The organism is Halomonas sp. M20 (assembly GCF_020622265.1).
Taxonomy (GTDB): domain Bacteria; phylum Pseudomonadota; class Gammaproteobacteria; order Pseudomonadales; family Halomonadaceae; genus Modicisalibacter.
This window is the reverse complement of the sequence record NZ_JACNMQ010000001.1, coordinates 957699-979000: the sequence shown is the minus strand read 5'-3', so window position 1 is coordinate 979000 and position 21302 is coordinate 957699. Positions and strand designations below refer to the sequence as shown.

General features: G+C 56.4%; 20 protein-coding genes and 4 tRNA genes. 11 read left to right on the top strand and 13 right to left on the bottom strand.

Features of this window, described 5'->3' with window-relative positions:
• The first annotated feature begins 72 nt into the window (after positions 1-72).
• From flgA to H7850_RS04570, 4 genes are all read left to right on the top strand, one after another.
• Positions 73-780: a flagellar basal body P-ring formation chaperone FlgA gene (gene flgA / locus H7850_RS04585; protein ID WP_227368205.1), complete on the top strand. Its 708-nt coding sequence runs from the start codon at positions 73-75 to the stop codon at positions 778-780.
• A gap of 112 nt (positions 781-892) precedes the next feature.
• Complete coding sequence (gene flgM / locus H7850_RS04580) at positions 893-1177, top strand: flagellar biosynthesis anti-sigma factor FlgM (RefSeq protein ID WP_227368204.1); 285 nt, start codon at positions 893-895, stop codon at positions 1175-1177.
• 24 nt (positions 1178-1201) lie between these two features.
• Positions 1202-1654, top strand: coding sequence for a flagella synthesis protein FlgN (locus H7850_RS04575; protein WP_227368203.1), 453 nt, complete (start codon positions 1202-1204; stop codon positions 1652-1654).
• 66 nt (positions 1655-1720) lie between these two features.
• Complete coding sequence (locus H7850_RS04570) at positions 1721-3208, top strand: GGDEF domain-containing protein (RefSeq protein WP_227368202.1); 1488 nt, start codon at positions 1721-1723, stop codon at positions 3206-3208.
• Here H7850_RS04570 and H7850_RS04565 read toward each other — a convergent pair.
• Complete coding sequence (locus H7850_RS04565; protein ID WP_227368201.1) at positions 3188-3613, bottom strand: SRPBCC family protein; 426 nt, start codon at positions 3611-3613, stop codon at positions 3188-3190. The genes H7850_RS04570 and H7850_RS04565 overlap by 21 nt on opposite strands.
• A gap of 271 nt (positions 3614-3884) precedes the next feature.
• On the opposite strand from H7850_RS04565, the gene queC reads away from it, so the two are divergent.
• From queC to H7850_RS04545, 4 genes are read left to right on the top strand one after another with little or no spacing between them, the layout of a single operon-like run.
• Positions 3885-4601 (top strand): 7-cyano-7-deazaguanine synthase QueC, encoded by a 717-nt coding sequence (gene queC, locus H7850_RS04560; protein ID WP_227368200.1) that lies wholly within the window; start codon positions 3885-3887, stop codon positions 4599-4601.
• Positions 4594-5238: a 7-carboxy-7-deazaguanine synthase gene (queE, locus tag H7850_RS04555; RefSeq protein ID WP_227368199.1), complete on the top strand. Its 645-nt coding sequence runs from the start codon at positions 4594-4596 to the stop codon at positions 5236-5238. The genes queC and queE overlap by 8 nt, the downstream gene beginning before the upstream one ends.
• Complete coding sequence (locus H7850_RS04550; RefSeq protein WP_227368198.1) at positions 5238-6086, top strand: 6-pyruvoyl trahydropterin synthase family protein; 849 nt, start codon at positions 5238-5240, stop codon at positions 6084-6086. The genes queE and H7850_RS04550 overlap by 1 nt, the downstream gene beginning before the upstream one ends.
• Entirely contained in the window at positions 6083-6367 is a 285-nt protein-coding gene (locus tag H7850_RS04545; RefSeq protein ID WP_227368197.1) for a YkgJ family cysteine cluster protein, read from the top strand. Before H7850_RS04550 ends, H7850_RS04545 begins: the two co-directional genes overlap by 4 nt.
• 72 nt (positions 6368-6439) lie before the next feature.
• On the opposite strand, the gene H7850_RS04540 is transcribed toward H7850_RS04545, so the two are convergent.
• The 10 genes from H7850_RS04540 to H7850_RS04495 form a co-directional block, all read right to left on the bottom strand.
• The gene (locus H7850_RS04540) at positions 6440-8275 is read right to left on the bottom strand and encodes a SurA N-terminal domain-containing protein (RefSeq protein ID WP_227368196.1); all 1836 of its coding nucleotides are present in this window, start codon (positions 8273-8275) and stop codon (positions 6440-6442) included.
• Between the two features lie 179 nt (positions 8276-8454).
• Positions 8455-8727: a nucleoid-associated protein HU-beta gene (gene hupB / locus H7850_RS04535; RefSeq protein WP_227368195.1), complete on the bottom strand. Its 273-nt coding sequence runs from the start codon at positions 8725-8727 to the stop codon at positions 8455-8457.
• A gap of 175 nt (positions 8728-8902) precedes the next feature.
• Positions 8903-11311 carry an endopeptidase La gene (gene lon / locus H7850_RS04530; RefSeq protein ID WP_227368194.1) on the bottom strand — a complete coding sequence of 803 codons (2409 nt, stop codon included), beginning with the start codon at positions 11309-11311 and terminating at the stop codon, positions 8903-8905.
• 163 nt (positions 11312-11474) lie between these two features.
• A complete protein-coding gene (clpX, locus tag H7850_RS04525; RefSeq protein ID WP_227368192.1) occupies positions 11475-12758 on the bottom strand; it encodes an ATP-dependent Clp protease ATP-binding subunit ClpX in 1284 nt (427 codons plus the stop codon).
• Positions 12759-12826: 68 nt separating this feature from the next.
• Positions 12827-13447, bottom strand: a complete 621-nt coding sequence (gene clpP / locus H7850_RS04520; protein ID WP_227368191.1) for an ATP-dependent Clp endopeptidase proteolytic subunit ClpP — start codon at positions 13445-13447, stop codon at positions 12827-12829.
• A 117-nt stretch (positions 13448-13564) separates the two neighbouring features.
• Positions 13565-14923, bottom strand: a complete 1359-nt coding sequence (tig, locus tag H7850_RS04515) for a trigger factor (RefSeq protein ID WP_227368190.1) — start codon at positions 14921-14923, stop codon at positions 13565-13567.
• A gap of 250 nt (positions 14924-15173) precedes the next feature.
• Positions 15174-15248: transfer RNA gene (locus H7850_RS04510), tRNA-His, on the bottom strand.
• 44 nt (positions 15249-15292) lie between these two features.
• Positions 15293-15367: transfer RNA gene (locus tag H7850_RS04505), tRNA-His, on the bottom strand.
• Between the two features lie 65 nt (positions 15368-15432).
• Positions 15433-15509, bottom strand: a tRNA-Arg gene (locus H7850_RS04500).
• Between the two features lie 65 nt (positions 15510-15574).
• Positions 15575-15651: transfer RNA gene (locus H7850_RS04495), tRNA-Pro, on the bottom strand.
• A 222-nt stretch (positions 15652-15873) separates the two neighbouring features.
• Here H7850_RS04495 and folD point away from each other — a divergent pair.
• Entirely contained in the window at positions 15874-16746 is an 873-nt protein-coding gene (gene folD, locus H7850_RS04490; protein ID WP_227368189.1) for a bifunctional methylenetetrahydrofolate dehydrogenase/methenyltetrahydrofolate cyclohydrolase FolD, read from the top strand.
• A 14-nt stretch (positions 16747-16760) separates the two neighbouring features.
• On the opposite strand, the gene cysS is transcribed toward folD, so the two are convergent.
• Together cysS and H7850_RS04480 are read right to left on the bottom strand one after the other, a co-directional pair.
• A complete protein-coding gene (cysS, locus tag H7850_RS04485) occupies positions 16761-18143 on the bottom strand; it encodes a cysteine--tRNA ligase (RefSeq protein WP_227368188.1) in 1383 nt (460 codons plus the stop codon).
• Positions 18144-18163: 20 nt separating this feature from the next.
• Positions 18164-19855 (bottom strand): glutamine--tRNA ligase/YqeY domain fusion protein, encoded by a 1692-nt coding sequence (locus tag H7850_RS04480; RefSeq protein ID WP_227368187.1) that lies wholly within the window; start codon positions 19853-19855, stop codon positions 18164-18166.
• A 145-nt stretch (positions 19856-20000) separates the two neighbouring features.
• On the opposite strand from H7850_RS04480, the gene H7850_RS04475 reads away from it, so the two are divergent.
• Both H7850_RS04475 and H7850_RS04470 read left to right on the top strand, forming a co-directional pair.
• Positions 20001-20495 (top strand): peptidylprolyl isomerase, encoded by a 495-nt coding sequence (locus H7850_RS04475; RefSeq protein ID WP_227368186.1) that lies wholly within the window; start codon positions 20001-20003, stop codon positions 20493-20495.
• Between the two features lie 67 nt (positions 20496-20562).
• Positions 20563-21297, top strand: a complete 735-nt coding sequence (locus H7850_RS04470) for a UDP-2,3-diacylglucosamine diphosphatase (protein ID WP_227368185.1) — start codon at positions 20563-20565, stop codon at positions 21295-21297.
• Positions 21298-21302: the final 5 nt, after the last annotated feature.

Genomic DNA, 21302 nt, shown 5'->3' with positions numbered 1-21302 from the left:
TTCGATCATGGGAGGACCACCATGCAGCCCCTGCGACATTCCAATTTGGACCCAACGCGCACCAGGAGAACGATGTTCGAATCGACTCTGAAGACGCTAGGATCGTTGCTGTGCTGGTGTTCCATCCTGCTTGCCACTGCGGCAGGGGCTATCTCGTTTGAAGAGCAAGACGGCAACTCCGTGCTCGAACAGCGCGTGAGGGACTTTCTTGAATGGGAGGCTCAAGATCTTGGACGGGATATAAAGGTCACTCCTCATTCCGGAAGCGCACGGCTGTCCAATTGTCACGACCCGGAGCCCTTTCTGACCAACCCCGAACAACGCCTGTATGGCCGTGTTTCGGTAGGAATTCGCTGTGAAAGCGGTCAAACCCGCTATTTGCAGGCGGACGTCTCGGTGCTGGTGGACCATGTGATAGTGGCCCGGGATATCGAGGCGGGAGCAACGATCGGTGCAGGCGATGTGGAGCTTGTCGAGGGGCGCTTGGAAAAGTTACCACGCCATGCACTGCTTGAGCTCAGTGAGGCCTTGGGGATGAGCGCAACGCGTCCGTTACGAACGGGAGCGCTTTTACAGTCCCATCATCTGCGCAAGCAGAGGCTGGTCAACCGGGGCAGTCGGGTGACGGTGATTGCCAAAGGCAATGGCTTCAGCGTGCGGCGAGAGGCGAAAGCACTGGACAACGGCAGCCTGGGGGATGCGGTGCGTTTGAATATTGCGGATGGCGGTCAACTAAAGGCAATTGTAACGGGACATGGGCGTCTTGAAGTCGTGTTTTAGCGATTAACTTATGGTCTTAGAAAAGAAATTCACACTCTTTGCTACTGCGCCTTAAAGTTGTGCGTAGGATGGTCGATAGATTGGGAAAGCGCACTCTCATAAGGATGACTCCATGAAAATCGATAGCAATCAGCCTTTACACTCCATTCAACAACAAGATGGCGCCAAGAAGACTGCTCCCCAGCAAAAGAACGATGCCGGTCAGGCAGCTGCCCCATCGAAGGCATCGGTGTCGCATTTGAACAGCGGCGTCAATGACGCGAGCCATGATGTCGATGCCGCCCGGGTTGCGGAAATCCGTCAGGCGATCAGCGAAGGACGCCTGGAGATCCGCTCGGAGCGCATCGCCGATGGCTTGATCGACAGCGTTCGCGATCTACTCGGACGTTCTGAATAACGTATTTCACAGAGGGCCTTTCGCATGAGTCTGGCGCAACACATCGCTCGTCAGCACAAGCATCTCGACGATTTCATTGAGCTGCTGGAGGCAGAGCGAGAGAGCCTCTCCTTTGCACAGGTAGATGGCAAGCAGCTATCCGAACAGGCCCGGCGCAAGCAGGCACTGATTCAACAACTTGAGCGGCTTGAAGCCCAGCGCCTAGTCGCCCAACGCAAACTGGGCTATGGCGAAGGCCGTCAAGGGGCTGAAACTGCTGCGACGGATGCGAACTGCCTGGATACGTGGCTGAAGTTTCGTCAGCGAGCCTTGCAGGCAAAGCAACTCAACCAGTTCAACGGATTGTTGATAGGCGCACGGCTGAATCAAAATCAGCGTATTCTCGACTTTCTCAGAAATGCGGCCGGGCAGGCACTTTATGGGCCGGACGGACAATCGCGCATGGGCGGGCTGGGAAGCGTTGCCTCTCGGGCATGAGTGCTCTTTTTTGTTTACAGCACCTGACGGGCAATACCTAGATTTTCAAGCTGCGGGAGTGTTTTTTTGATCAACGATACGCTGCGTGAATCCCTGGCCGCCTGTCACGAACTCCCCTCCCTGCCCTCGGCAGTACTCAAAGTCATCGAGCTCGCCCAGAACCCGGACGCCCGCTTGCAATCGATCATCGAGGCCCTGCAGCACGACTCGGCCTTGACTGCTCGACTCATTTCCTTGGCCAATACGGTGTACTACGCGCAGTCGCGCAGTGTGGAAACGCTGCGAGAAGCCGTGGAACGCCTGGGCATGGAACTCACCGTCTCTCTGGCGTTGGGATTCAGCCTGGCCCGCAGCTATGGCAACCGGGCCAAGCCTGAAAGGCTGGATCTGCACTACTACTGGCAACGCTCGTTGACCAGCGCCATAGCGGCTCAGGAACTCGCGCGCTCGTTGCCCAGAAAACTCGACACCGACAGCATCTTTACCGCTGCTCTGCTGCAGGATATTGGCATGTTGGCTCTTGATGCCATCGAAGGCCCTGCTTACGCGGAGATCGTGGGAGATCTTCATTGCCACGACGATGTCTGCCTACGGGAACGCGGGGGGGTGGGCGCCGATCACAGCGAAGTCGGTGCCTGGCTTGCGGCGAACTGGGGATTGTCTCGTCGCTGTCGCGACTGGATTCGGCGCAGTCACGACTACCCTGCCCAGATGCACATTCTGAGCGGCGGCGAGTGCGTCATGCTATCGGGCCGCCTGGCAGACCTGCTATTAACCCCGAATAGCGAACGCACGCTTTCGATGATCGAGCCTTGGCTGGGTGAAGCGGATAAAAGAGCCGCGCTGCTTGAAAGCATCCAGGCACGTTTGCCCACCATTGCCGATATGTTCGACGTGACGCCTCCAGAGCGAGTCGACGCCGACCATCTGCTGTTCGAAGGCAAAAAAGCGCTGTTGAAACGCACCCTGCACCTTCATCAGCAGGTCGACCAGCAACAAAACGAATTGAAGCGTCAGCGCAAGTTGAATGCTCGGCTGGATCGTGCGGTGCGCCTCGATACGCTTACCGGCCTGTACAATCGTCAGTCCCTGACACGATTGTTCATGGCGCACTTCGCCAAGGCCCAACGCGAAGCATTGCCGTTGGCACTGGTATTCATCGATCTTGATCATTTCAAGAGAATCAACGACGAGCATGGCCACCATCATGGCGACATGGCCCTCAAGTCATTTGCCGCGCTACTCAGTCAGATGAGTCAGAGTGGCATGGTCGCTGGGCGTTTCGGCGGCGAGGAATTCATTGCCATTCTGCCCGGACACAACCTGGAAAGCGCTACGAGGTTTGCCAACCGGCTCTGCGCCAATCTACGCGCCAAACCCCTGGTACGCTATGACGAGACGGTGCTGTTCGTGACCGCCTCTATCGGTGTTGCCAGCCTGGATGGGGGCGACTTCGCAAAACCGGACGAAATGCTGCGCACCGCGGATCAGCGTATGTACCTTTCCAAGCGGGGAGGCCGGGATAGGGTAACCTCAGGACGTTCCGCTTCTTAACCGTGCTTCCACACGCTCGAGGATCTGTTCACTGACTTGATTTATCAGCGGACGCGCTGCCTTATTGACCGCTTTTTCCAGCAGACGATTGCCTATGTGATAGTTGACGGTCAGGCGCACGCGCGTGCCTTCCGGCACCGGGAACAGCTCATAGCGCCCACTATTGCGCACGCCATTTATCGACTCCCAGGCCAGCACCTCCGGTGGCCTGACCTCCGTCACCTTGACATCAAAACTCCAATCCATGCCTACGGCATGAATATGCCAACGGTAGCGGCGCTCGCCCAACGGCTCCACCGCCTTGATATGATCGGAGTAGTCGACAAAGTTTTCGACTCGCTCGAGTAAAACAAAAACGTTCTCCGGTGGCGCGTGCAGCACCGCACTGTGTTCAATGGTTGCCATGCGCGCTCCTGATTGGCAATGAGAAGACTCACTCGAGAGTAACGTTAGCCGACGGGAATCACCAGAACCCTCGGAAAAGCATGTCGGCCGCGTGGGATTGTTGCCGATGCACTCAATCTGGCCGGCAAGGGGCTCAATCGTTACAATGTGCTGTGATCGAATCGCCATTCGAACATTCCCGCTTCATATTTATTTCCCGGACACCCGGATCCCGGGCTGTGGTACATCTCGCGTTATCGCGCTATCAATAAATTCTCCGGAAGGTTATGGCATGACGGATACACATCACGACAGTGACGGCAATTGCACCCCAAAGGCGATCGTCGTCTATTCCGGGGGCATGGATTCATACACGGTACTGCACAAGGCGCTGCAACGCGGTTATGAAGTGCATGCGCTCTCGTTTCACTATGGTCAGCGGCATGCTCGCGAGCTCACGATAGCCGCAGACGTCTGCCGCGCTCTCGGCATCGCTCATCAGGTGATCGATATTCGCGCCATGCACGCCCTGATCGACAATTCAGCGTTGACCGATGCTAGCCGCCCCCTACCAAGCGGCGATTACGACCAGGCCAGTATGGCGGCGACGGTCGTGCCCAATCGCAACATGATTCTACTGTCGCTGGCGATCGCTCAAGCAGTCAACATTGGCGCCAAGGTATGCTTTTACGGCGCTCATGGCGGAGACCATGTGCTCTATCCGGATTGTCGACCGGAATTCGTCGAGCGCATGAATGATGTCGCCGCTATCGCCAATTTCGAGGCGGTGCGAATAGAGGCGCCCTACTTGCATGCCGACAAGACCGCCATTCTCGCCGATGGTCTGTCCATGGGACTCGATTACACCCAGACCTGGACCTGCTATCAAGGCAATGAGCTGGCCTGCGGCGAATGCGGCAGCTGCCGCGAACGCCTGGACGCCTTCGAGAAAAACGGCCTCACCGATCCGATTCGCTATGCGCCAAGAGGAGTTGCCGCCCATGTATAGCGTCAAGGAAGCCTTTTATTCACTGCAGGGAGAAGGAGCGCGAACCGGGCGCGCCAGCGTATTCTGTCGTTTTAGCGGCTGCAATCTGTGGTCGGGCCGCGAGAAGGATCGTGCTACCAGCCAATGCCGTTTTTGCGATACGGATTTCGTCGGCATCGACGGGCAGCATGGCGGGCGCTTTGCTGAGGCCGAGGCGCTCGCCGACCATCTAGCAGCACTCTGGCCTGCCGCCGACTGTCATGGGGTACCCTATGTGGTATTTACCGGCGGCGAACCGCTTCTGCAACTCGACAAAACGTTGATCGATGCCATGCATGAGCGAGGATTCGAGATTGCAGTGGAAACAAACGGTACGATCCAGCCGCCAAAAGGTATCGATTGGCTATGTGTTAGCCCCAAGGGAAAGGTGCCATTGGCGCTTTCCCAAGGCGACGAACTCAAGCTGGTCTATCCCCAGCCGGATGCTCCGCCGGAACGGTTCATTGACCTCGAATTTCGCTACTTCTATCTACAACCCATGGATTTACAGCCATCCGGCGGTGCCGATTCGGCGGTTACCGAGGCTCTTTCGTACTGCCTGGCACATCCACACTGGCGACTTTCGCTGCAAACGCACAAGACACTGGAAATTGACTAATGACGCTTTTCGTCAATGCCCTGACCCAGCTTGATGTTTCACTCTGGTGCCCGCAGCGAGGATTGACAGGTGCCAGTTGGCAGGTTGATTGCGCACTCGACGGTGAATTGGGCGAAGACGGCATGCTCTTCGACTTCGGCGAGGTCAAGCCGTGGATCAAGTCGCGCCTGGATGCAAGCCTGGACCATACGCTGGTCATCCCGACCCAGGCGCCCGAGCTTACCGTGCAAGAGTGCAGTGAAGGACTCAGCGTACATGCCTCCCTGCCCTATGATTTCGAGATCAGAGCGCCTCGCCAAGCCTTCACGATGCTTCCCTGGAGCGAAATCAGCACCGAGCGGCTGGCGCGATATTACAGCGAGACTCTCACGCGGCGACCGCCGACTCGGGTCGAGTCGATCCGTCTCAATCTACGCGAAGAGCAGATTGAGAGCGCCGCCTACACCTACAGTCATGGCCTCAAGCGTCACATAGGAAACTGTCAACGCATTGCTCATGGCCATCGTTCACGGCTTCATATCTGGTGCGATGGCGCCCGCGCACCGGAGCTCGAAGCCCAATGGGCACAGCGGCTCGACGATCGCTACCTGGTGACTGGGGAGGACATTCTCGAAGCAGGCAACAACGCATCTCGGGACGACACTCTGACGATCGGGTATCGCACTGCGCAAGGGCGTTTCCTGATGCGGCTACCTCGTGAGCGCTGCGAGATCCTGCCAACGCCCACCACGATAGAAAACATCGCTTCCTGGCTTGCAGAACAGGTCGCCCGGGACTGCGGGCAACGAGTACGCGTCCAGGCCTTCGAAGGTATTGGCAAGGGCGCCATTGCCGAGGCAAGTCCATGAGCGATCACGCTAGACCGAGCAACGATGAATCCACCGGCTGCCGTCCGGGATGCGGTGCCTGCTGTATTGCGCCATCGATCAGCTCTCCTATTCCCGGAATGCCCGAGGGCAAGCCTGCTGGCGTTCGCTGCCAACAGCTCGATGGGCGCAATCTATGCCGCTTGTTCGGTGACCCACGGCGGCCACTGGTGTGCCTACGCTTCGACTTCGATATAGAACTGTGCGGTGATCATCGCGACGTGGCTCTTTACAGAATCGCTGCCTTGGAAGTAGCAACCTGAAAGCACGGGATGAATACAAAAAAGCGCGGCAAAAGCCGCGCTCCATCAAGATGAAATAAGTGCATAGGACGTCTATAGCCGCTTGATGTCCGCTTGGGCACGAAGCTCCTCGAGCAGACCCTGTACGGCAGCCTGAGCGCGCAGCCGCTGAGTCAGTTGACTCGCGAAGCCGGTCGCCTGGGTATCTTCGGCTTGTTCGTTCTCGCTGACAGCGGTCAAGGCAATCAAAGCAACACCATCTTCGACCGTGGTCTGGCCGTAGACGCTCTCCTGTTCCGGCTTGGGTAGCTTGAAAGCGGTGCTCAAGACCGGTTCGGGAATATTCGTATTTCCTTGCCCCGCCTCCTGACGCGATACCTGGTTGGCCTGCTGCCACTCTAGAGTGGGTGCCTGGCCATCGCGCAGCGATGCCGCCAGTTCACTGGCGCGGCCACGCAAGGCATCATCAATCTTGTTCGCCTTGACCTGTTCTTGCACCTGGTCACGCACCTCTTCCAGCGGTAGCGTCGTTGCTTCTCGATGCTCGGCAACTCGCAGCACCATGCGCCGCTGGTCGTCGAGCTCTATTACTTCGCTGTTGTAGCCATTTTCCAGTACATCGGGCTCAAAGGCTGCCGCCATCACAGCCGGCTCTGTCAGCACGCCCTCGGCATCATTTCGGGATACCCAGTCGCTCTGCTGTAGCTCGAGGCCGAGATCCTCGGCAACGCTTGCCAGATCGTCCGCGGCGAAACTCTCGTCGATCAGACGCTGCGCCTGCTCATTGAAACGATCACCAGCCTGCCCAAGTGCCAACTCCTGGCGCAGCGTATCGCGCAACTCCTCGAAAGGAGGCAAATCAAGCTCCGTTACCTTGAGGATATGCAGTCCGTTGTCCGTCTCGACGATATCCGATACCTGGCCAGGTGCGAGGGAATAGGCAGCTTCTTCGAAGGCTTCATCGAAGAACCCCCGACTGATGTATCCCAGATCACCCTGATCATCAGCGGTGGTCCCGTCATCCGAGTACTTCGCGGCCAGCGCGGTAAAGTCGTCACCTTGTTGCAAGCGCTGCCGAGCTTCTTCAAGACGCTGACGCGCCTCTTGCTCCGTGCGATCATCGCCATAGGTCACCATGATGTGGGAGACCCGGCGTTCCGCATTGTCTTGGCGCTTAGCGTAAGCCTGACGCAACGCTTGATCATCGACCTCGATATCCTTCGCCATATCTGCTTGATCGAGAATGACGTAGTTCAAGCGGACTTCTTCCGGACGACGATATTCCGCTTGATGCGCATCGTAATAGGACTGCAGATCGGCATCGGTAATATCGATCTCGGCATCGACATCTTCAGGTGTAAGTACATGATAGCGAAAGCTGCGCGTCTGGTTTTGCAACTGGGCGAGTCGTTGACGCTCGCTATCCAGTAGAAAATCACTGGCGGTCAGACCCTGCTGCATCTGCTGGCGCATGAGGTCGTTCTTGAGCTGCTGGCGAAAGGAGAGTGGCGTATACCCTGCACTGGCCAAACGATTGCGAAACAGATCCGTGGAGAAATTGCCGCTTTGATCCTGGAATTCGGCACGATTGACGATTACTTGGTCAAGCTGCTGATCCGAGACGTGCATATCACCCTCGGCAATGTACTGATCGAGCAGTTCGAGGGTCACCAACTGTTCGGTTACCTGATTGCGCAACTGACGCTCCTGCTCCGGGGGGACCTGACCGGAACGAATGCCACGCTGGACTTCCGTTTCGATTTGTTGCCGGGTGATTGGCTCACCGTTGACCTCGACAACGTCATCGGCACCACTGGTGAACAGGCCTACCACGGACTCAATACCGAAAAGCGCAAGGGCGACGACTACGGCACCCACGATAATCTTGGCGATCAGACTTTGAGAGCGGTCGCGGATTTGTTGCAGCATGCTAACCTCGAATGCTGTAGACGGAATAATAAAAAAGCGTATCGCTTACGCGATACGCCTAGCTTGGAGGTCACAAGAAACAACGGTGGGTGAAATGAGCATGTCACATGCCATGAATTGAATCGATGGCATCCTGGAATCACTGCCAGATTCTGGGCTCACACCTGGATACCGTTTGCTTAGTTGACCGAATCCTTGAGTGCTTTGCCAGCCTTGAAGCTGGGTACTTTAGCAGCGCTGATGTTGATCGGCTTGCCTGTTTGCGGATTGCGACCAGTGCGAGCAGCGCGCTCTTTGATACTGAACGTTCCGAACCCAACCAAGGCTACGGAATCACCTTTTTTCAAGCTGTCGGTAACGGAATCGATCATCGCATCCAGGGCACGACCTGCTGCCGCTTTAGGAATATCGGCAGATGCAGCGATGGCTTCGATCAGCTCAGATTTGTTCACATTTCACCCCTTGACTGTTTCAGAAATTACTGTAATTCGGCGCTTCATTTCAGGCAGCTCGCACGATCGCAGCAAAACGCAATTTATAGCAATGCCGCGAAACTTGTGTCAAGTAAATAAGGCGCAAACCCGCGCCATTTCGACGTTTGACAAATAATAATTTGTATTATGCAGCCTAATGGGTACTTACTATCGAACTGGAAGCTACCGAATCATCAGGACGATTATCATCCCCATTAGCATCCGTATTATTTACCAGTGCGAGCTCAAGAACCTCATCGATCCAACGTACTGGATGAATATCGAGAGCATTCTTGATATTGTCCGGCACTTCCTTGAGATCGCGACGATTCTCTTCCGGAATGAGCACCGTCTTTATACCACCGCGCCGAGCGGCCAGCAATTTCTCCTTTAGCCCCCCGATGGGCATGACTTCGCCACGCAGATTCACCTCACCGGTCATCGCCACATCACAGCGAATCGGCTGCTCGGTATACGCGGATACCATGGCGGTCACCATGGCAATACCGGCACTGGGACCATCCTTGGGCGTTGCCCCTTCGGGAACGTGGATATGCAGATCTTCCTTCTCGAAGCGTTCGGGATCGATTCCCATGGCCACTGCCCGAGCCCGCACAACCGTATGTGCCGCATCCACCGACTCTTTCATGACATCGCCCAGAGAGCCGGTCTTGTGTATTCGGCCTTTACCCGGCATCACCACGGATTCGATATTGAGTAGCTCCCCCCCGACAGAGGTCCAGGCCAACCCAGTAACGCGCCCTACCTGGTGCTCCATGTCCGCCAGGCCATAGCTATAGCGACGCACGCCGGCATAAGCTTCGATATCCGCAGCGACCAGTGCTCGTGGCGCCAGAGCGCCCTCCTTGGTCTCTTCCTCGACGCGTTCGCGCAATACTTTACGGCATACCTTGGCGATCTGACGCTCGAGTTCACGGACCCCGGCTTCCCGAGTGTAGTAGCGAATGATCTCCATCACGGCGTCATCGGAATAGCTCAACTCCCCTTCTTTCAAGCCGTTGGCCTTGAGCTGCTTGGGTACCAGATAGCGATTGGCGATAGCCAGCTTTTCGTCTTCGGTATACCCCGGCAGACGAATGATTTCCATGCGATCCAGCAGCGGTCCGGGAATGTTCATCGAGTTTGCAGTACAGATGAACATGACATCCGAAAGATCGTAATCCAGCTCCAGATAGTGATCGCTGAAGGAGTTGTTCTGCTCCGGATCGAGTACTTCGAGCAGTGCAGAGGATGGATCGCCGCGATGATCCATGCCGATCTTGTCGATTTCATCGAGCAGGAATAGCGGATTGCGTACGCCTGCCTTGCTCATACGCTGAATCATCTTGCCGGGTAGCGAACCAATATAGGTACGGCGATGGCCACGAATCTCGGATTCGTCCCGCACGCCACCCAAGGCAAGACGCACATACTTGCGATTGGTTGCCCGGGCGATGGATTGTCCAAGAGAGGTCTTGCCCACCCCAGGCGGCCCCACCAGGCACAGAACCGGTCCCTTGAGCTTCTTGACACGCTTTTGCACGGCCAGGTATTCAAGGATACGCTCCTTGACCTCTTCCAGGCCGTAGTGGTCCTCATCGAGCACCGTGACGGCGTGAGTCAGGTCGTGCTTGACCCGGGTACGCTTCTTCCAGGGCACCGCTATCAGCCAATCGAGATAGGAGCGCACCACGGTCGCCTCGGCGGAGGTGGGCGCCATCATCTTCAACTTGCCCAGCTCCTGAGTTGCCTTGTCCGCGGCCTCCTTGGGCATGCCCGCGTCCTTGATGGCCTGCTCGTACTTTTCTGCCTCGTTGGGCACGTTCTCGAGCTCACCCATCTCCTTCTGGATGGCCTTCATCTGCTCATTGAGATAGTACTCGCGCTGGGACTTCTCCATCTGGTCCTTGACCCGGGAGCGTATGCGCTTTTCCACCTGTAGCAGATCGATCTCGGATTCGATCAGTGCCATGAGATGTTCGATACGATCCCGCACTCGATCCATTTCCAGCAATTCCTGCTTGTCACCAATCTTCAGCGACAAATGGGCGCAAATAGTATCGACGAGTCGGCTCGGGTCCTCGATCCCTTGCAGGGAGTTGAGCACCTCGTTGGGCACCTTCTTGGAAAGCTTTACGTATTGCTCGAACTGGTTGAGCAGCACCCGCACCAGGGACTCCTGCTCGCGTTCGGAAAGGGGTTCGCTTTCACGCAGGGCAATCTCGGCAACGCTGTAGCCTTCTTCGACAACGCTTACCTCGTGCACATCGGCCCGGGAAGTGCCTTCGATCAGCACCTTGACCGTGCCATCCGGCAGCTTGAGTAGCTGCATGATCTCGGCGACGGTGCCGACAGCAAACAGATCGCGGGTATCCGGATCGTCCTGACCTGCCTCGCGCTGCGCCACCAGCAGGACGCGCTTATCGACTTCCATGGCAGCCTCGAGCGCCTGAATCGACTTCTCGCGGCCAACGAATAGGGGAATTACCATCTGCGGATAGACAACGACATCTCGCAGCGGCAGAAGGGGCAAACTGAACGTCTGTTCGGCATTCTGCTGCATCGCAGAAGTTCCTCACGAATCGGGGGATGGTGCGCTAATGGAGCGCCAGATGAATAATGCTATTGATGGGGGTAAAACCGCGTTTTGCAACCATCAAATTGTAGAAGACAATTATTCGACGACAAGAAAAAGGGGGCCGTTAGCCCCCTTGGTTCACGCTGTATCAACCGTCTTTATTTGCCACCTTGCTTTCTTCCTGACTGGAATAGATAAGCAAGGGTTCGCTATCGCCGGCAATGACCGACTCGTCTATTACCACCTTGGAAACGCCATCCAGCGAGGGTACTTCATACATGGTGTCCAGCAGCACGGATTCGAGAATCGAGCGTAGTCCACGGGCCCCCGTCTTGCGCGTCATCGCTTTGCGCGCCACTGCACGCAATGCGTCTTCGCGGAAATCGAGTTCGACGTGCTCCATGTCGAACAGCTTGGCATACTGCTTGATCAGCGAGTTCTTGGGTTCCGTAAGAATCTGAACCAGTGCATCCTCGCTCAGCTCAGTCAAGGTGGCGATGACCGGGAGGCGCCCGACGAACTCCGGTATCAAACCAAACTTGACCAGATCTTCGGGTTCCACGCCGAGCAGTATATCGCCTACGCCCTTGCTGGAATCCTTGCTCTTGACCGTGGCATTGAAGCCAATTCCGCCCTTCTCGGCCCGATCGCGGATCACCTTGTCCAGGCCCGCAAAGGCGCCACCGACGATGAACAGGATATTACCCGTATCGACCTGCAGGAACTCCTGCTGTGGGTGTTTGCGCCCGCCTTGGGGCGGTACCGAAGCGGTAGTGCCTTCAATCAGCTTGAGCAGCGCTTGCTGCACACCTTCCCCGGACACATCCCGGGTAATGGAAGGGTTGTCGGATTTGCGCGAGATCTTGTCGATCTCGTCAATATAGACGATGCCCTTCTGAGCCTTTTCTACATCGTAGTCGCATTTCTGCAACAATTTCTGAATGATGTTCTCGACATCCTCACCAACATAACCCGCCTCGGTGAGGGTGGTGGCATCCGCAATGGTGAACGGTACGTTGAGCAGTCTCGCCAATGTCTCGGCGAGGAGCGTCTTGCCGCTACCGGTCGGTCCAATCAACAGGATGTTGGATTTACCCAGTTCAACGTCATCGGACTTTGATTCCATCCGCAAACGCTTGTAGTGATTGTAGACCGCGACGGACAGCACCATCTTGGCGCGATCCTGACCGATGACGTAGTCATCGAGCGTATTGCGAATATCACGAGGTGCCGGCAGGCGATCATCATCACCTTCTGCGTCGGCCTCAAGGACTTCCTCGCGAATGATGTCATTGCACAGGTCGACACACTCGTCGCAAATATAGACGGAAGGACCAGCAATCAATTTGCGAACTTCATTCTGGTTCTTGCCACAGAACGAGCAGTACAGCAGTTTGCCTTCGTCTTTGTCTTTGCCTTTGCCGTCGGCCATTAGCGTACCTCTTGGCTGTGGCGGTCCGGAACGACCGCCAGAGTATGCAAAAAATAGGGTTTATATCATCAGGAGACCGGACGCTTTTCCAGCACAGCGTCGATGAGGCCGTATTCAGCCGCCTGCGTACCGTTCATGAAATTGTCACGGTCAGTATCGCGAGCGATCGTTTCGATGTCCTGACCAGTATGATCGGCCAGAATCCTGTTTAGTTTATGGCGGATGCTGAGAATTTCCTTGGTATGAATCTCGATATCCGACGCCTGCCCCTGATAACCGCCCAATGGCTGATGAATCATCATGCGCGAGTTGGGCAAGCAGAAACGCTTCTCCTTGGCACCACCGGCCAGCAGCAGTGCACCCATGCTGGCGGCTTGGCCGATACAGACCGTCGAGACATCCGGCTTGACGAACTGCATGGTGTCATAGATCGACATGCCCGCCGTCACGGAGCCACCCGGTGAATTGATATAAAGATGAATGTCCTTGTCCGGATTCTCCGACTCGAGAAACAGAAGCTGGGCTACCACCAGATTAGCCATGTAGTCTTCTACCTGACCAACGAGGAAGATTACACGCTCCTTAAGCAGTCGCGAGTAGATGTCGTAAGCCCGCTCTCCACGCGCGTTCTGCTCGACGACCATGGGTACCAGACCGCCAGCGTTTTGAATTTCGTACTCGTTGCCCATTGCGTGACCACCCTAATCCAATGATTTGAAAATCATATCCAGTTTGCACTCGGAAAGCGCCAGTGACTAGCAACCCGGCCGTAGCCGGGTCTGTTCATATAGCTGCTTGGCTCGAAGTCAGCCTTGTACGGACGCGTCTTCGTTGTCGTCCGCGCCCTCGTCTTCCTTGCCACCCTCTTGAGCAGCTTTCAGCGCTTGCTCATAGGTCATTTCAGTGTCCTTGACCTGAGCTTGCTCCAGCAGTTTATCAACCGCTTTCTCTTCAAGCACGGCAGACTTGACTTGATTTTTCATCTGCTCGTCCTTGAGATAATACTCAATTACCTGCTCCGGCTGCTGATATTGCTGAGCCAACTCTTCAACCTTGGCCTTGATTTCATCGTCGCTGGCTTCCAGCTCGTTGGCCTTGATCACTTCGGCCAGCAGCAACCCAATCTGCACTCGGCTCTTGGCCTGGTCGGCAAAGAGTTCATTAGGCAGTTGAGATACATCGAAATCCTCTCCCAGGCCAAACTGCTGAGCAGCCTGGCGTTTGAGGCCTTCGGTCTCCTGCTCTATCAGCGATGCAGGCACCGGAATGTCATTGGCGTCCTTGAGGGCTTCGAGCACCTGCTGCTTGACGCGATTGTCGATGGCCTGCTTGACCTCGCGCTCCATGTTCTTGCGTATTTCAGTACGGAACTTGTCCTTGTCACCGTCTTCGACACCAAACTGCTTGATGAATTCAGCATCGATCTCCGGCAACTGCTGGGCACTGACCTGATGTACCTTGACCTTGAAGGTCGCCTCCTTACCCGCCAGATGCTCGGCCTGATAATCTTCGGGGAAGATCACTTTTATTTCAGTCTCATCGCCCGCCTTGACCCCTTCCAGCTGCTCTTCGAATCCTGGAATGAAGCTATTGGAGCCGAGCACAAGCTCATGGCCTTCAGCTTCACCGCCCTCGAAGGGTTCATCGCCGAGATACCCCTTGAAATCGAGCTTGACCTGATCGCCTTCCGCGGCAGCGCGATCGACTGGCTCCCAGTTGGCGTTCTGCTTGCGCAGCGTCTCAATCATCTGATCGACATCCGTATCTTCTATCTTGGCCACCGGACGCTCAATTTCGGTGCCTTCGATAGAAGCCAGCTCGACTTCGGGATAGATTTCCAGCGTAGCGACGAATTCGAGATCCTTGCCGGACTCGTTCACCGTCGGCTCCAAGGCAGGATACCCGGCAGGATTGAGACTGTGTTCGGTAATTGCCTTGACATAATGCTGGCGCATCATCTCGCCGACAACTTCGTTGCGCACGTCGTTGCCATAACGCTGCTTGACGACGGCCATCGGCACCCTGCCCTGACGGAAACCATTCAAGCGGACATTTTTCGCGGTGTCCTGGAGGCGGGCAGTAACAGCCTGATCGACCTCTGCAGCGGGCACCTGAACCGTGACGCGGCGTTCGATCTGTGAAGTCGTCTCGACGGAAGCTTGCATGAAAGGTCCTCTAACCGGCTGGGCATTTGTGAATGTATTTAAAAGTGCAGGATTTTAAGAATACCGTGACGTGCTGGCAAGCACGCTGTCATTGCATCAATGGGGATAGGTGAAGGCACTTGCAAGAGCAAACGGGGAAAATACTGAATTCATTGACTTACTTGCGTATTGAAACGAATCGATCGCTAAATGAAAAATTCGTGAATACAAGTAATAAAAAAAGATATCAGGAGAGATCGAGCCAACATCTTGGGGTGGATGATGGGGATCGAACCCACGACCACCGGAGCCACAATCCGGGGCTCTACCACTGAGCTACATCCACCACGATATTGTATTGCTGTGTTGCTGTAGCTGGATGAAACGATATGGGGTGGATGATGGGGATCGAACCCACGACCACCGGAGCCACAATCCGGGGCTCTACCACTGAGCTACATCCACCATATCGATCATCGCTGCTAACCGGGAACGCTTGGCATGTCTTGCGTATCGTGCTTGCCAGACATTGGCGCGCCCAGCAGGACTCGAACCTGCAACCTACGGCTTAGAAGGCCGTTGCTCTATCCGATTGAGCTATAGGCGCATGGTATGGCCCGAGACATTCGCCTGCAAGCCCATCGAACAACTACATCAAGCGAGTCAATGAGTTGGTCGGGGTAGAGGGATTCGAACCCCCGACATCCTGCTCCCAAAGCAGGCGCGCTACCAGACTGCGCTATACCCCGTAGGCCTATTGCCGACACTCGAACGACAAACCTGAGGCGTCGCCGAGCGCTGCGTATTCTACGCTAGATTCCCCTGCGGTCAAGTACCATTGTCCAAGTGCGTTCTACACAACGCTGTAAAGGCTTTGAGCCGGGCGCTGCACATGCGAAAATCCGTGTCTTGTTTCCTCTTCTTCCAGACGCATTGAACTTCACGACCAAATGTCACGACAGGAATTCTTGATGCCCGCACAACTGATCGACGGCAAGGCCATTGCCGAGAAGGTACGCCACCAGGTCGCCCGCCAAGTACAAGCAAGACATCAGGAAGGACGTCGTATTCCCGGTCTCGCCGTCGTCTTGGTGGGTGAAGACTCGGCCTCCGAAATATACGTGCGCAACAAGCATCGCGCCTGTGAGGAGGCGGGCATTCACTCCTTTCGTCATCAATTGCCTGAAAACACCTCGCAGCAGGCGCTGGAAAAACTGGTCGACGACCTGAACGCGGATTCTGCAGTAGACGGCATACTGGTGCAGTTGCCATTACCCGAACACCTGGATGAGCGTCCGATCCTCGAACGCATTCGGCCTGACAAGGATGTAGACGGCTTTCACCCCTACAACTTGGGTCGTCTGGCGCAACGCTTGCCCATGCTGAGGCCTTGCACGCCAAAGGGCGTCATGACTCTGCTGCAGGAAAGCGATCTCAGTACCCGAGGGCTGAACGCCACCGTCGTGGGTGCTTCGAACATCGTCGGCCGCCCCATGTCCTTGGAGCTCATGCTTGCCGGCTGCACTACCACGGTCTGTCATCGTTTCACTCATGACCTTGAAGAGCACGTCCGGCGTGCGGACCTCGTGGTCGCTGCGGTGGGTCAGCCGGGGCTGGTCAAGGGGGAGTGGATAAAGCAAGGAGCGATCGTGATCGATGTGGGTATCAATCGCCAGGAAGACGGCCATCTGATCGGTGATATCGAATTCGAGTCCGCCGCCGACCGGGCCAGCTACATTACGCCGGTACCCGGGGGCGTCGGTCCCATGACGGTAGCCTCGCTACTCGAGAACACGCTGTTCGCGGCAGAACTGCACGATGCCGCGGACAACGCGGATAAATAGCCCCATCCTGGAAGCTACTGCTCGAACACCCAGGTGGTACCTTCCCGGGAGTCCTTGAGCACGACTCCCATGCTTGCCAGTTCGTCCCGGAGTCGATCGGCCTCACTGAAATTCCGCGCTTTCTTGGCATCGGCGCGGGCCTGAATACGCGCCTCTATTTCCGCTTCGGAAATCGATAGCGCCTGGGCCCCCGTCTTCAGAAACGCTGAAGGGTTCTGATTGAACAGCCCCAGAATCGCCCCTAAGCGCTTGAGTTCGAATGCCAACGCCGGCACCTGATCCGGCGTCTCCTTCTTGGCCCGGTTCAACTCCCGGGCAAGTTCGAACAGCGCCGCTAATGCCTCCGGTGTATTGAAATCATCGTCCATGGCGGCGGTAAAACGCTCGACAAAGCGCGAGGCCACCTCACCGCTTTCTGGATTTATACCTTCCAGGGCATTGTAGAAGCGCTCCAGAGACTTGCGGGCCTCGATAAGCGCATCCGGGGCATAGTTGATCGCACTGCGATAGTGGCTCGCCAGCAGCAGATAGCGCACCACCTCCGGATCGTGCACCTCGAGCACTTCCCGTATGGTGAAGAAATTGCCCAGAGACTTGGACATCTTCTGCTGATCGACCCTTACGGCGCCCGCATGCATCCAGGTATTGACGTAGGGCTTGCCAGTGGCAGCCTCGCTCTGGGCAATCTCGTTCTCGTGATGCGGGAACGTCAGATCCGGCCCACCGCCATGAATATCAAAAGTATCCCCGAGGCAGCAGGTCGACATCGCCGAGCATTCGATATGCCACCCCGGGCGCCCTTCTCCCCAAGGTGACGGCCAGCTTGCCTCACCGGGCTTAGCAGCTTTCCACAGCACGAAATCCAGTGGGTCTTCCTTGTGCTCGTCCACCTCGACTCGCGCACCGGCACGCATTTCGTCAGGGTCCCGATTGTTGAGCTTGCCGTAGCCCTCGAAGTGGCGCACCCGGTAGTAGACGTCACCGTTATCCGCGGCATAGGCATACCCCTTATCGATCAGGCGCTCGATCATTGCCTGGATTTCATCGATATGGGCGGTCGCCCGAGGTTCATGATCCGGACGCAGTACGCCCAGACGATCCTCGTCTTCATGCATGGCCTCGATCATGCGCTCCGTCAGGCTGGCGATGCTCTCGCCGTTTTCGTCCGCTCGCTTGAGTATCTTGTCGTCGATATCGGTGATATTGCGCACATAGTTGACCTCGAACCCACGGCTGCGCAGATAGCGAGTGACCACATCGAAGGCCACCATGACCCGGGCGTGACCGATATGGCAGTAGTCATAGACAGTGATGCCGCACACGTACATGCGTATCTTGCCCGGCTCGATAGGCTCAAAAGCCTCCTTGCGCCGGGTCAGGGTGTTGTAGATCTGCATATCTTGCTCAACCCTTTTTACTAGTCCTGCCGTTTTTGAATCTTTGCCCAGGTATCTTTCAAGCTCACGGTACGATTGAAGACGCGACGGCCTTCGGCGGCGGCGTGCCGATCGGCACAGAAATATCCCACCCGCTCGAACTGAAAGCGTGTTTCAGGCTCTACGTCGGCGAGGCTAGGTTCGCCATAAGCCTGCACCACCGTGAGCGATTCGTCGTTGAGATGATCAAGAAAGTCCACGTCCCGATCCCTATCAGGTGCTTCGACCTGGAACAGATTGTCGTACAGACGCACCTCGACGGGTACCGCATGATCCGCGCTGACCCAATGAATCACGCCCTTGACCTTGCGCCCTTCCGGGTTCTTGCCGAGGGTGTCGAAATCCACGCTGCAGCGCAGCTCTTCGATCTCGCCATCGTCACGCTTGATGACCTCGTCGCAGCGAATCACATAGCCATTGCGCAGGCGCACTTCCTTATCCGGGGCCAGGCGGAAGAACTTCTTCGGCGGCTCTTCCAGAAAATCCTCCGCGTCGATCCAGATCTCCCGGGTAAATGGCAGCTTGCGCAGACCCATGTCCTCTCGCGCCGGATGACCGGGCACCTCGAAGACCTCCTCGTGATCTTCCGGCACATTGGTCAACACCACCTTGAGCGGATTGAGTACGCACATTGCCCGGGGCGCGTTGTCCTCGAGATCCGAACGAATGGCGTGATAAAGCATGGCGATGTCGACCATACCGCCATCCGCCCGGGTAACGCCGATCATCTCGCAGAACTTGCGAATCGAGCCCGGTGTGTAGCCGCGCCGGCGCATGCCGGAAATGGTCGGCATGCGCGGGTCGTCCCAGCCATCGACGATGCCCTGATCCACCAGCAGCTTGAGCTTGCGCTTGGAGGTCACGGTGTAATTCAAATTCAGCCGGGCAAACTCGATCTGACGTGGCTTTGCGGGCACCGGCAAATTGGCCAGGAACCATTCGTAGAGGGGACGATGATCCTCGAACTCCAGGGTACAAATGGAATGGGTCACCCCTTCGATGGCATCCGACTGGCCATGAGTAAAATCATAGGACGGATAGATCTTCCACTTGTCGCCGGTCTGATGATGGCTGGCATGGCGAATGCGATACAGCGTCGGATCGCGCAGGTTGATGTTGGGCGAGGCCATGTCGATCTTGGCCCGCAACACCTTCTCGCCCTGGGCGAACTCGCCTTTGCGCATGCGCTCGAGCAGATCCAGGTTCTCCTCGGTGCTGCGTTCGCGATAAGGGCTTGGCCGACCTGGCTCCGTCAGGGTGCCGCGATATTCACGAATCTCGTCTGCGGAGAGATCGTCCACATAGGCCTTGTCCTCACGTATCAGATGCTGCGCCCATTCATAGAGCTGATCGAAATAGCTCGAGGCAAAGCGAACGCCGCCCGCCCAATGAAAGCCTAGCCACTCCACATCCGCCTTGATGGCGTCGATGTAGATCTGCTCCTCCTTGGCCGGGTTGGTATCGTCGAAACGCAGATGGCAGTCACCCTTGAACTGCTCGGCGAGACCGAAATTCAAGCAGATGGATTTGGCATGGCCAATATGCAAAAAGCCATTGGGCTCCGGGGGGAATCGCGTAACGATCGTCTCGACGGTACCCGCCTCGACTTCCTCGAGAATCTGGTTACGGATGAAATTCGGGGCACTGACGCTTTCGGTACTCTCGGTGCTCATGGGGAGTCGATGAACCTCTGTGAATCGCGAGTGGCGAAGCGACGGCGGGCTTGCTTGTTTCGCACGTCGATTCAAAACCGCTATTATAGCGCGACGCCTACGCGCTTCGCCAAGGCGCACCATTCAGACTGACCGGGAAACTTCTATGATCGTCCTGCACACCAATTACGGTGACATTCACCTCGAACTGGATCACGACAATGCGCCCAAGACTGCGGCCAATTTCGAGCAGTACGTGCGTGACGGCCATTACGACAACACACTCTTTCATCGCGTCATCGACGGCTTCATGGTTCAGGGAGGTGGATTCGACAGCGACTTCGAACAAAAACCCACGCGAGAGCCCATCGACAACGAAGCGGACAATGGCTTGAAAAACGTCACCGGAAGCGTTGCCATGGCGCGTACCCAGGACCCGCATTCAGCCACGGCGCAATTTTTCATCAATGTCGCCGATAACGAGTTCCTCGATCATCGCGGCAAGAATCTGCAGGGCTGGGGGTATTGCGTGTTCGGCAAGGTGGTCGAGGGCATGGATGTCGTCGAGAAGATAAAAGCCCTGCCTACTACTCGTCGCGGCATGCATGCAGACGTACCTGTCGAGGATGTCACGATTCAGCGCGCCGAGATCGTCGAATAAGTTCGACTGTCTATCATAACGGCCCGCTGCGGCGGGCTGACCCTCAACGCCATACGGCCCGCACTCCATGACCACACTCTTAATTTCAGATCTGCATCTGCACCCTGGAGCGCCCGAGATTGCCTCCGGATTTCTCGACTATCTCGAGCATACGGCGCGGGAAGCGCGAGCGCTTTATATTCTGGGGGATCTCTTCGAGGCCTGGATCGGCGACGACTATCATCTCGACGGCGATTTCGAGGCCCCCATCCTTGAAGCGCTCAGTCGTCTGAGTGACGCTGGCACTCAAGTCTACTTCATGCACGGCAATCGCGATTTTCTCATCGGTGAAGATTTCGCCAAGGCCTGTGGCGCCACCCTGCTATCCGACCCGCATCTATTGGAACTGAATGGTGAGCGAATATTGCTGATGCATGGTGACAGCCTATGCACCCGGGACGAGGAATACATGGAGTTCCGCGCCATGACCCGGGACCCACAGTGGCAGGGCCAAATTCTGGCGCTACCGGTGCAGGAACGTCTCGAACTGGCGCGCAATCTACGCACCCAATCCGGCGAGGCCAATTCCAACAAGGCCCAGGACATCATGGATGTGACCCCGGCGGAAGTCGTCAAGGTCATGCAGGAACATCAAGTGCGCACCCTCATTCATGGGCATACCCATCGGCCCGACGTACACGAACTCGATATAAAAGATGAGCCGGCAAGACGTTTCGTCCTGGGCGACTGGAAGAAGGATCAGGGCTGGGATATCCGCATCGAAGACGGCGGCAAGCCAACGCTAAGACGCTTTGGCTACTGACTTTC